The sequence below is a fragment of the Bradyrhizobium sp. URHD0069 genome (assembly GCF_000701345.1).
Lineage (GTDB): Bacteria > Pseudomonadota > Alphaproteobacteria > Rhizobiales > Xanthobacteraceae > Bradyrhizobium.
Genome location: NZ_JNIJ01000076.1, coordinates 1 through 12,185 on the forward strand (window position 1 = coordinate 1; position 12,185 = coordinate 12,185).

Here is a 12,185-nt window from a genome sequence, read left to right on the forward strand (position 1 = left end):
CACCGCGGGATGAAGAAGGCGATCGTGGCGCTGGCGCGCCGGTTGGCCGTGATCATGCACCGCATCTGGATTGACGGCACCGAATTCCGGTGGACCCGGGAGGTTGCCAAGTCATGAGAGGCGATCAACCAATGCGATAGGAGAAAACTCGAGTTCCACCAAGCCGTGGAACGATGTCCCTCGCGGGACGATGATGAGGTGAGTTCGTATGTCCGCTTGGACCTATCGTCTGTGAGACGGCAAGGCCGCCCCAAAGATTGTTCCACCTCGTCTTCGAATCCCATGATGGAAGGGCCTGGGTGCCGATTCCGAAGAGAAGCACGAGCCTGCGAGCGATATCGACACTGTGACGGTGGACAGTCTGAAGGCGCTTGACCCCAAACGGCCGATTAGAGAAGCGGACGTCCGCCAAATGCCTACGGATTTATGAGTTCACGCCCCTAGAACGATGCGATTAACAATTGAACCCGTCCATTTCCGCGCTGGCACTCCTCTCAATTTCAGCGTTTCACGGCGCGGCCGATGAACGGCGGAAGTATTGCTGTCGCCCTCATTCAATGCGCCGCGTCGACGCCCAGAGCTGCCGTGACGTTCCGACAGGATCAATGGCTTGTTTGCTCCACCAGGCCTGCTCGTCGCCAAAACGATGATTGTCCCGGTGATGGGCTCGGCACAGAGGTACCGTGAATTCGTCGCTGACCTTGCGTCCCATCGCGCGGGGTTGGGTAAATCGCAGATGGTGAGCATCCGCGGGGCTTCTGCCGCAAACCAGACACGGCTGCGATGCCACGAACTTGAGGTGGCCTTTATCGCGATGCCGACGCGGCTCGCCGAACGTGAGCTCGCTTTTCTCGATCTTGGCGGGAGTAGCCTCGGTTTGAAGATGTGTCGAAGCTGGCGAACTGTCGTCGATGGTTGGCTTCGACGGGACCGCAGGCGCGGCAGATTGCTCGGCCGTGGCCTTGACCTTTCTGGGGCGCCCTCTTGGTCGCCGCGGCTTGGCGGCGTCCGTAGATCTTGAGACCGCCTGGGACGCTGCTGGATCGACCGGGGCGGACGTAGGTTCATCCGCTCTCAAAGCCTCCGGCAATGCGGCGTCTTGTGGAGCCATCCTGGCCACGAAGGCGCCCTCAACCAGTTTTGCGTCATCAGCTGACAGGCGGTTCTTGGCCTTCAGAATGGCGATCGCGCGAGGCTGCAGGTCATCATCCGGCAGCGTTTCAATCTCCTGGATGAGCTGAGCCCGGATCGCGGCAGATTCGTCGGCACCGAGCTTTTCCCGCACTGGTGGGATGTTTGGGCTCACGGCTCGGAATTGGCTGGCGCGGCTCGGCGTCGGCTCAAGACCTGAGTTGGAAGCACGACGAGCCTCCGCGGCCTTGTCTCCGCTTGGCTGGTCGTTGATGACGTCCGGCGCGTCGAGATCATCCTCGCCAGCGATCCCCACCATCGTAAACAGGGCGTAGCGTCGGGCGTAGGTCAGCGCTGCTCCCATCCGTCGGGGCGCGGATGTCTCGGCTAACTGGCAGACCGGCCAGTCCGAGGAGATCCACTCGCCCGAGGTGTGCAGTAGCGTGGTGGTCAGGTTGACCATGCCATTGGCGCGATCGATGTCGGTGGTCTGTGCGATCGCAATCTGCTGGCCGCCCAAGGTCTTTCTGATGATATCCAGACCGCTCGACAGTGAGGCGTAGCGGAAGCTTTGCGGACTGTCTGACCTGACGTTGTAGACCGTCCCGACCATCGCCTTCTCGGGATTGGAGAGTTCGGTTTGGGCTTTCGCCAGCGCGGTAGCAATGGCGGCAACGCTTTCACTGGACCGATGCATGGCGGGCCTCCATCTCGACCAGATCAAAGCTGACTGCACCTGATTTGGATCGTTTCGCCCGGATGCCATGGCCCATGGCCTCCTTGGCATCCTCCGGCATCAACCCCTTGAGCTCACTCTTGGCCCGCTCGTGGTCGGTGTGAGCGGCTTGGGTGTCGCGAAATAGTCCTGCAAATTCCGCCCAGGAGTTGGAAGTGTTCATGTCGACCACCCGGACCGCTTCGATACGCGGCTTCGGAGGCTCGCAATCGAACAGCATCGGGGGCTCGCCCGTCTTGACCGCCCGCCAAAAAGCCTTTTCGGCTGCTATCAGGATTGTCTGGTAGATCGGGTCGGCCTCGATCGACAGTTCGACCCACTTGCCGCCGCCGTTGATGATGGAGAGCACGGATTTCTTGGTGCCTGCGACCAGCATGTTGTGCTGGAGCTGGGCCATGTGCTTCTCCGCAGCCGCCTCCTCGGAAAACGACCACGGCAGCATGAATTTGGCCTCGAACACCGCGCCGGTTTCCTTGACCACGCCGTCCAGGGTGGCGGCCATCCAGGGGATTGTCCGGTGGATCGCATGGCGCTGGATGTCACCGATCCGGTGGCCAGAGTTTAGCTCATACCAGCGGCGGTTGAGGTCCTCGGTGACCAGCCCGAGCTGGACGATCAGTACGCGTGAAAGATCGTCCGCGGCCGCCTCACCTCGTTTTTCGCGCCAGAGCCGTAACAAGGCCTTCTCGTCCTTGCCCATGATAACCCGGGCATCCGAACCGCCGATGAATTGACGTCGATTTACCAATTGTGCCATTAGTCCATCTCCATATTATTAATATGTAATCATATAATTTATATGCTCACCGGCGTCAATAGCAAATATATGGAGTTGAAGGAATTCTATGTTTTTGGCATTGTGTAGGATGATCACCGCCGCCCAGTGCAGAGCAGCTCGCGGACTAATCGCGTGGAGCCAACAAGATCTCGCTCAGAGAGCTGGAATTGGTACCGTTGCTGTTCATCAATTGGAGAATGGAACGAGCAGTCCACGCCGAGCCACTCTGGATGTGGTCAGACGGGCCTTTGAAGCCGCGGGGGTGGAATTCATCGATGAAAACGGGGGCGGAGCGGGTGTCCGTTTGCGCAAAGCGCAACGCTAGTCTAGGCCTCGGGCTGTCAACAAGCGCCGATTTTGAGAAATCTCGCCGCGACGTCTCGCGTGCTGCCGTTTACTCGCTCAGGGCTGCGCTGGAAAAAGCAGGCGTTCAATTCATCGAGAAAGATGGCGGCGGGCCGGGCGTTCGATCGCTTAGCTGAAAGTCTGCGCCGAATCGAAAACATCTGGACCTGCGGGCCGGTACGTGTTGCTGGGCCGTCACACGCCAAGAATTGTGGGTTCCTTTACGAGTGTGGCCGAAATGTCATAGGTAACCCGATATACCTTTGCTAGGGTCCGACTCGAAATTTGGCACAATAACTTTCAATTTCTGCCGATTTCGTTGAATTTATTGGGGCGGGGCACATGAAAGCGTCTTATTTAGCGATTGCGGGCCTCATTTTGGCTACAAGTGCGGCAGGCGCAGCTGAGCCATTTTCAATCAACGATGCGTTGAAACAGGCTGCACACACTAATCCAGGTGTTGGTGAGGCCTCGGCCAACCGGCGCGCGACCGAATCCGAGCTTCGGCAAACTCAGAGTACCTTATTACCGCAGGTGCGGATCGAGGCCCGATACGGACCGGAAAAGTTCGACCAGAGCGCCGCTGTTGTTACGGGGACTGCTTTGCCGGTCCCTGTCGCGGGAGCCGGAGCATGGCGGAATGGCTCCCAAGAATCCGTGGTTGTCCGACAGATTCTTTTTGATGGATTCGCGTCTATCCATGACATCTGGCGCCAAACTGCTCGTGTTAACGCAGCAGCATTTCGCGTTCGGGAGCGAACCGAACTGATCGCGCTGGACGCCGCCGAAGCTTATGTCGATGTCGTGCGCTACCTTCGGCTCGTCGCGCTCGCGGAACAAAATGTTGTTGTTCATGAAAAGATTTTTTCGAACGTAAACTCCCGCTTTTCCGGCGGAAGATCCGGCGAAGGTGACTTGGAGCAAGCGCGAGAACGCGTCGAAAACGCGCGTGCAACGCTCGCGGAATTTCGCCGAAGCCTGGATGACGCCCGTGCGAAATACCGAAGGGTCGTCGGGCTTGAGGCCTACAACCTACGGTTTCCCGGGCCGCTTGCCGGCATGCCGCGCACGAGGGATGAAGCCCTCGCAGTAGCCGTTCGTTTCAATCCGACGATTCTGGCCGCGCAGTCTGATGTCGATGCAGCCAAGCATGCGTTCAAGGTAACGGACGGCGCGTTCGTTCCAACGTTTTCGCTCGAGGGCCGCGCTACTCATAACGACAATACGTATCCCTATTTGGGCGTCACCCATGACGATTATAGCGGCAAGGTAGTGATGTCTTGGGACATCTTCCGTGGCGGACAGGATGTATGGCGTCGATCGGAGATGGCTGAACGCTTTACCGAGACGACAATGCGTCATGCTCGACTGCAGCGCGACGCACTTGAATCGATCGACAAGGCATGGTCCGCCCGGACAATTACAGCAACACGTGTCGCCGCACTGATTCGTCAGCTTCAGGCAGACAGGAAAGCTATCGCGGCCTACGAAAAGGAATACGAGCTCGGGCAACGTTCCCTCATCGATTTGCTGAACGCGCAAAATCAATATTTCAACGCGGCAGTATCGCTCACCTCGTCGCGAGGTGTCATCGTTTTTGCCGATTATCAATTGCTCGCTGCAATGGGAACGCTTCTTGAGTACCTCAAGGCCCCCCCTCCAGTAGATGCAGCGCCGCTGGATACGCTTCCCTACGGCGTCGTTCCATACAAGCTTCCCACGCTCCGGATAAACTTGCCGGAGACCGGATCGGAACCTCTGCGTGTTACCGGCGTCGCACCAAACGCTCTCGCCCGCCCGGCTGCCTATGCTGCGGTCGAGCCTCGGGATCGGGATGGTTTCAAGAATCGTTGGCCCCAATCCTCCCTCGCAGCGAGGATGCCTGGAGCTGCGGAATGGTTTGCTCAGAAAAAGGATTCCGCCGATGAGCCGGTGGTGTTGTACGGGGACGGCCCCGGGCAGCAATCAGCGTCATACGCTGCGACAGAATCGGGTAAGCCGTATTGGTTGCTGAACGCCTTTTCCCCAAGATAAGAAATGAGACTGTGCGGGTCGCACCTGGATTTGGGACCGCTGCACGCGCAGGTGCTTGATTGAGCAAGCCCCTTCGAGGGCATTAACGGTTAACTAGGTTACTCCGATTGGACGAATGATTCGGCCCGTGAACTGCTGTATTCTGGCAGTTACTGGCCATATTCGATTTTTCTGCAGGTCATATTCGTTAATAAACAGAGGCTTTGTACCTTGTTATTTGGGACCCCGAAGTTGGCTTCTGGGGCTAGCCAACCATCCAGGGATGAACCGGATCCGAAGACCACCGGACCAACCCGCAAAATTCTCCTGGATGACCCCCTCGCCGCCTCATTGACCTATTTGGCCGCCCACCATGGCCGTGCCGTAAGTCGCGAGGCTTTGCTGGGAGGCCTGCCCATCCTCGACGGACGGCTGTCGGTGGCTCTCTATGACCGCGCGGCCAGACGCGCCGGCTTGGAAACCGAAGCGATCAAGCGGGACATTTTCGACATTCCTGCGCTGGTCCTTCCCGCCGTCCTGATCATGAAAGATGGGACAGCGCTGATCCTCTTGGGAATCGACACAACAAATCAAAGCGCCAAGGTCCTCGATCCCTCGGTGAAGCCAAGCGCACCGCAGATCCGGCAAGTCCAAGCGATCGCAGAGTTGTATACCGGCTACGCGTTCCTCATTAGGGCTGCGGCCGAAGCCAATGCGCGCGCCGTTGCCGCAGGGGACCTCCCCCGAAACCATTGGTTCTGGTCGGTCGTCAAGGTGCACTGGCGCAGTTACGGGCATATTGCCCTTGCCGCGTTCCTGATCAACATGCTCGCGCTTGCGACGCCATTGTTTACGATGAGCGTGTACGACAGGGTCATCCCCAACGGCGCTATTCCCTCACTGATCGCATTATCGATCGGAATGGGACTGGCCATTGTTTTCGACTTTGTGCTGCGCACGGTGCGAAGTCGCATGATCGACGTGACTGGAAAGACCGTGGACGTCGTTCTCGCCGCGAATATTTTTGAACACGTGATGGCCGTGAAGATGGCACAGCGGCCGGCTTCCGTCGGTATCATCGCCAATCAGCTGCGCGACTTTGATTCGGTGCGCGAGTTCTTCACTTCCGGCAGCGTCGTGTCGGCAACCGATTTGATTTTTGCCGTCCTCTTCATTGGCGTGCTCTTTATGGTCGCCGGACCGCTGGCGTGGATTCCGCTCGTCATGTTGCCGATCATGATCGCGCTCGGCTTGACGATGCAGCGCCCGCTTGATCGGGCCATGAAGCGGCTGCAGGCTGAATCTGCGGCACGTCACGGCGTGCTTGTGGAATCTCTTTCCGGTCTCGAAACAGTTCGCGCAACGGGCGCCGAAGCCCGCATGCAGACGGCGTGGGAGCGCTCGGTCGCAGCTACCGCGAGATCGGGTGAGGATGTGCATTTCTGGGCGTCGCTTACCTTGACGAGCGCTAACACGGCCCAGCAGCTGACCAGCCTTTTCCTGGTGATTGTCGGTGTCTTTCTCATTCTTGACGGCAAGCTCACCGTTGGCGCCCTGGTCGCTGCCAATATGCTGGCTGGTCGCGTTCTTGCGCCGATCGCGGGCATCGCATCGGTGATCACCCGCGGCACCCAGACCTTGTCTGCGCTCAAATCGATCGACCGCATTATGTCATTGGAGCGTGAACGATCGCCGGAGCGCGCCTATGTTGCCAGGAAAATCGACGAAGGACGGATTGCTTTCGAGAACGTCAGCTTCGCCTACCCCAATGCCCCCGGCAAGGCACTGGAGAAGGTTTCCTTTAAGATCGACGCGGGCGAACGTATCGGCATTATCGGACGCGTAGGGTCCGGGAAAACGACGGTCGGCCGACTTTTGCTCGGTTTCTATGAAGCCCAGGAAGGACGAATCCTGGTCGATGGCGTCGATTCGCGGCAATACGATCCTTCGGATCTGCGCACCGGCATCGGATTTGCGATGCAGGACACGGACCTCTTCTTTGGAAAGCTGCGCGATAACATTGCACTGGGCAAGCCTGAGGCGACCGACGAGGAAGTTCTCGCCGCGGCGCGCCTCTCGGGCGTCGAAAGCTTCATCGCCGGCCATCCGATGGGATACGACATGCCCATTTCGGAAGGAGGTCGCAGCCTGTCCGGCGGTCAGAAACAGGCCATTGGCCTTGCCCGCGTCCTGATCAGGCAGCCCCGGGTGCTGTTCCTGGACGAGCCGACCGCACATTTTGATGTCCGCAGCGAAGCTGAATTCCTGGAGCGACTGAAGGCGATCCGCGGAGAGCGGATGACCATCATTATCTCGACACATCGCCTTTCGCTTCTCAGCATGGTTGACCGCCTGCTGCTGTTCGATAGTGGTCGCCTGGTCGCCGACGGGCCGCGCGATAAGGTGTTAGCACTCCTGCAGGGCAAACCTGCCACGCCTCCGGCCGAGCACACGGCTCAGCCGAATTTTGCGCAAACGGCAACCGTGGTTCAAAAGCCAAATGTCGCAGTCTGATTTCGCTTTTGCAAATGACATCCGAGCGGCGGCTGCCCTGCGCACGCCTCGCACCTCGCGCATGCTGCTGTTGACCTTCCTCGCCCTGCTTGTGGCGTTTCTGGTCTGGGCTCATTTTGCGGTCTTGGATGAGGTCAAGCGGGGCAATGGCCGTGTCGTGCCGTCTCGGCAAACCCAGGTGGTACAGACGCTCGAGGGCGGTATCGTCGGAGACATCCTTGTGCAGGAGGGAGCGATTGTTCAACAGGGGCAGTCCCTGATGCGGATTGACGATACGAAATTTGCTTCAGAATTCGGAGAAATAAGAGAGCGGCGCGCAGCAATGGCCGCGCGCGTTGCTCGGCTTGAGGCCGAGGCGAGAGGACGCAGCGAGGTCACGTTTCCTGATCAACTGGATCAGGTGGTGCCGGCTTCGGTCGCGACCGAGACCAGCGTTTTCAAGATGCGGTCTCAAAAAGTGGCTCAAGATGTTGATGTGCTGAATCAGCAAGTCACCCGGCTCACCGGATCCCTGAAATTGCTGGACCGTGAACTCGCCCTCACCCGCCGGCTCTACGAACAAAAGGTCGTGCCCGAGATCGAAATGTTGCGGCTTGACCGGCAGGCCACCGAAATGAGAGGCCAGCTGGCCGAAGCTCAATCCAAGATCGCCTATACAGTGGCCTCTTTCAGATCGCAGGCGGATGAGGATTTAGCCAAGTCGAAGGGAGATTTGGCCGTCCTGGATGAAAATATCAAATCGGCGCAAGACCGCGTGCGGCGGACCGACCTGAAAGCCCCCGTGCACGGCATCGTTAACAAATTGAACGTCACCACGATCGGCGCCGTGGTGCAGCCCGGTGCCAACGTGATGGATATCGTTCCGCTCGACGATTCGTTGCTGGTCGAGGGCAAGATCCGCCCCCAGGACATTGCCTTTATTCGTCCTAGGCAGGACGCCGTGGTCAAGATTTCTGCCTATGATTCCTCAGTCTATGGTTCGCTGAAGGGCAAGGTCGAGCGCATCAGCGCCGATACCATCGTCGACGAAAAGGCTGAGAAATCGGAGCGTCAGGAGACATTTTACCGGGTTATGGTGCGGACTGAAAAAAACCACCTCGGGACCGAAACGAATTCGCTACCAATCATCCCGGGCATGGTCACGACCGTCGAAATCCTCACGGGTGAAAAATCGGTTCTCGATTATCTTCTTAAACCCGCACGCACTTTGCGCAGCGAGGCTCTGCGCGAACATTGACGCGCTGCTGTTTGCTTAATGGATCATCAATTTCGATTGGTCAATTTGGTTTAGTCAATTTTGAACGATCGAGCAAAGGCGCGATTGACCGCCTTTCCTACATTCCCTTCTTCCCTGACTTCCTTTAACTCCGCCTAAGCGGTGGAGACCGCAATCTCTGTCCCGATAACAGATCGGGACCCAGATCGGCGCACAGACGTTGGCTGACGTTCCGGATAAAGGGGACGTCATCCATGACACCGCGTTTGAAATTGCGGAAGCCTGGCTCGTTTGGTTTTATGACCGGGCTTTTTCTTTCGATCAGCCTTTGCGCGACATCCGGTTCATTTGCGGCCGATGATGTAGCCGCCGCCGACGTTCCCGGCGACTCGATACCTGCGTCTGACCGGGCATCGATGCGGCCAGCCGCAACGTTCTTCAGCATCAACGCGGTGCTGGCGAAGCTTGATCGCCAGCGCGGCCGCGGGCCTGGTGCCGTTCGTCTTGCCGCCCTCACCCCCTCTAACATCGCGACAGATGCACAGCCTCCGAAGGAAGCGCCGGCGGTCGGCAAGGAGCCCTTCGGGCTGTTCACGTTTCGCGCGCCTGAAGGAATGCTTTGGCGCAAGTGGCGGAGCATTGAAGCCGACATGGCCAAAGAGCAAGGCGTTCTCGATCAATGCCGGGCCGATGCCGAAAGCTGCCCGTCTCATGCCGCTCAATTCCTTCGGCTGGTCGACGCCGTCAAGTCAAAGTCGGGTCGCGCAAAACTCGACGAGGCGAACCGCGCCGTCAATGCGGCGATCCGCTACGTCAGCGACCAGGCGCAACATGGCGAGGCCGATCGCTGGAGCGCGCCGCTTGCCACCTTTGCGACCGCAAAAGGCGACTGCGAAGACTACGCGATAGCCAAATACGTGGCGTTGCGCGAAGCGGGCTTTCCGCGGGAGGAATTGCGATTGGTGCTGGTACGCGATCGCGCCGTCCGGCAAGATCACGCTGTGCTGGCCGCACGGCTCAACGGCCGCTGGTTGATTTTCGACAATCGTCGAGCGGCATTGATCGAGGACTCTGATGCCTCGAGCTTCACGCCATTGTTCGCCATCAATCATCGCGGCGTGCAACTGTTCGCGGCACCTTATGCCAAGCGCGCGCTACTCCCCGGCGAAGTCGAGGCAGCACCTGCCGCGGCAAGCGGTGGTGATCTCCGAGAATGGGGCGGCCTGGAGCTGTCCAACGACAGCGCCTCTCAACTGAGGACGCTGCCGTTGTTGATGTGACATAGCAGGCAGGCATCAAGCGCGGCTGACTTGAGCATGGGAGATCAAGGAAGAGGTATCTTAAAACTGCCTTCAGGAGTTCTTGCCAGCTGTGGATGGTCTCACGGACCCAAAACAGAGGCCCGCCAAGCAGCAGGAAAACACCAGCTCCAACGAATCGGCCCGCCAGACACACTGGCGGGCCGACCTGCTTGGATAACACCTGACGTTTGATCAGGCGACCACATGAATATTGGCGGCTACCAGTGCCGCGCCGTTCTCAAGGTGTGCCATCTGGATAGCTACTGCGGCTCCCGTTCCGTCCGAATCGAACGAGAGAATGTGCGTCGTCGTATTATAGATGAACTCAGGCCCAGCATGCGTCGCTGTCCCCGTTGCATTGGAGTCAAAATTTGCGGCGCTAAGTGTTCCGGTCGCTAGGTTGCCAAAGGCGCTGCTCTTAAAATCCAGCACATCGGTTCCGGGGGTGAAGTCCACTATCTGATCGAGCCCTTCAGTGGTCGCGTTATAAACGAAGTGATCCGCGCCCGCCCCGCCGGTGAGCGTGTTGCTGCCGGTACCGCCGGTCAAAGTATCGGCAAAGGCCGAGCCGATGACGTTTTCGAAGTTGCTAATCGTATCACCGGCAGCCCAACCCCCGCTTACCGCGTTTGTTTGCAGGTTAACGGTCACGCCCGAGTTGGAGTTGCTGTAGTCAATCGTATCACCGGGTCCCGTTCCGCCGTTAAGATGATCGGCGCCGGCGCTCGCGACCAATACCTCGGGTGCCGTCGTTCCAGTCAAGTCATAGCCGCCCGCTGCATTGGCCGTGCCATTCAGTGCGACCGACAGATCCGTTGAGGCGTGAGCCGTATCCCCGTCACCATCGGTGATCGTGGGAGTAAAGGTCAGGGTGGTGCTACCAATCTTCGATGCTCCACTGATGCTCGTGATCAGCACCTTGTCGTCGCTGTTGGCAAAACCGGCCGTGCCGCCGAGATTTTTGATATCGACCTGCGCGAAATTGAAGAAGGTGCCGGGCGCACCTGTCCAATGGGCGGCATCCACTATTACCGGCGTACCATCCGGCTGCGTGATGGTTTCGGTGGCGCTGGCAGTATGGTCAGCGTTCCAGATCGTGATCTGGAAGCTTTCGTTCGTCGAATTGTTGCCCTTACCGATGCCGATGGTCACCGAGGTTTGGAGGCCGACGAAAGCGGAATCCGCCGGGTCAGTGTTGAACTGGAAGAAGATCGTTTCGTTGGTGTTGAGGTTTCCGTTGTTCAGCCCAAGACCACCACCTGCTCCGTTATTAATAAAGGGCTTATTGGCGACGTTTGGATCTAGGTGGGTCGAGTCGAATCCGTCGATCAGGATACTACGGCCTGCGATGCTGTCGCTGCCGTTTTGCTCAGTGAACACGCCGTTGGTAATTGTCGCGTAGTCGCTATTGCCGGGTGGAAGAGTTGTAAAGTCGAACGCAGCGAACGTCTGCAGGCTGTTTGACACCAGATGGAAATCGTAGGTGCCGTCCGCCGCCATCGACAGCGTAAAGAACTCATTATTTCCAAGCCCGGCCTGCGCATCCGCAAGGGATCCATACGCAAACATTTCGCCGGTGTGCGTAATGGAATTGTAGTGCGAGTACTCATAGAACGTATAGGACTGATTCCCGCTCGTAACCTTGATCGAGAAAATCTCTTCGCCTGCCGGATTGTGAGTGCCCGTATCGGTCACCAGATACGTTTCGCCTAGGGGCGGTGCGCCCATCGTGATCCCGATTGCCGCAGTCGCGCTCGGCCCATCTGCGCCGAACGTTGGCGGCCACGTGCCGTGAGCATCGGTGTTGTTCACGCTCGGCATGATCGCATTTTGAATAGCACCCATGCTCGGACCATCGTCCAGGAACGCCAGGTTCTGGCCGATGTTCAACACCGCCGACGTACTGTCGCCGTCCTTGTCCGTGATCGTCGCCGTCAGCGTCACCAGATTGTCCGCCGACAGGCTTACCGAGTCGTTCGGATTGGCCGCGCTCGGATGCACCACCGCGCGCTGCTGATCCAGCGTCACGTTGCCGGAGCCGTCCACATCGACCCGGAACACCAGGTCGTTGCTGATCGCGGTGCGGCCTTCCACATGCCCGCCAACCAGCGACAGAATGACGTTCTGACCGGTCGCCGTGTCCACAAGACC

The 12,185-nt window shown here is 58.5% G+C and carries 8 protein-coding genes and 1 pseudogene; 6 read left to right on the forward strand and 3 right to left on the reverse strand.

Going from position 1 to position 12,185, the window contains the following annotated elements:
• A pseudogene (locus tag N554_RS40490) lies at positions 1–117 on the forward strand (IS110 family transposase); the annotation flags it as partial.
• A 433-nt stretch (positions 118–550) separates the two neighbouring features.
• Here the strand turns inward: N554_RS40490 and N554_RS0128875 are convergent.
• Positions 551–1,828 (reverse strand): ERF family protein, encoded by a 1,278-nt coding sequence (locus N554_RS0128875; RefSeq protein WP_029586651.1) that lies wholly within the window; start codon positions 1,826–1,828, stop codon positions 551–553.
• Positions 1,812–2,624 (reverse strand): YqaJ viral recombinase family protein, encoded by an 813-nt coding sequence (locus N554_RS0128880; RefSeq protein ID WP_036054435.1) that lies wholly within the window; start codon positions 2,622–2,624, stop codon positions 1,812–1,814. Before N554_RS0128880 ends, N554_RS0128875 begins: the two co-directional genes overlap by 17 nt.
• A 109-nt stretch (positions 2,625–2,733) precedes the next feature.
• On the opposite strand from N554_RS0128880, the gene N554_RS39000 reads away from it, so the two are divergent.
• From N554_RS39000 to N554_RS0128910, 5 genes are all read left to right on the forward strand, one after another.
• Positions 2,734–2,970, forward strand: coding sequence for a helix-turn-helix domain-containing protein (locus tag N554_RS39000; RefSeq protein WP_029586653.1), 237 nt, complete (start codon positions 2,734–2,736; stop codon positions 2,968–2,970).
• A 362-nt stretch (positions 2,971–3,332) separates the two neighbouring features.
• On the forward strand, positions 3,333–5,024 hold the full coding sequence (locus tag N554_RS0128895) for a TolC family outer membrane protein (protein ID WP_036054437.1): 1,692 nt from the start codon (positions 3,333–3,335) through the stop codon (positions 5,022–5,024).
• 330 nt (positions 5,025–5,354) lie between these two features.
• On the forward strand, positions 5,355–7,517 hold the full coding sequence (locus N554_RS0128900) for a type I secretion system permease/ATPase (protein ID WP_371259531.1): 2,163 nt from the start codon (positions 5,355–5,357) through the stop codon (positions 7,515–7,517).
• On the forward strand, positions 7,504–8,754 hold the full coding sequence (locus N554_RS0128905; protein ID WP_029586657.1) for an HlyD family type I secretion periplasmic adaptor subunit: 1,251 nt from the start codon (positions 7,504–7,506) through the stop codon (positions 8,752–8,754). The genes N554_RS0128900 and N554_RS0128905 overlap by 14 nt, the downstream gene beginning before the upstream one ends.
• A 233-nt stretch (positions 8,755–8,987) precedes the next feature.
• The gene (locus N554_RS0128910; protein WP_029586658.1) at positions 8,988–10,013 is read left to right on the forward strand and encodes a transglutaminase-like cysteine peptidase; all 1,026 of its coding nucleotides are present in this window, start codon (positions 8,988–8,990) and stop codon (positions 10,011–10,013) included.
• 213 nt (positions 10,014–10,226) lie between these two features.
• Here N554_RS0128910 and N554_RS41265 read toward each other — a convergent pair.
• The coding region (locus N554_RS41265; protein ID WP_029586659.1) for a DUF5801 repeats-in-toxin domain-containing protein at positions 10,227–12,185 on the reverse strand (1,959 nt) is incomplete at its 5' end.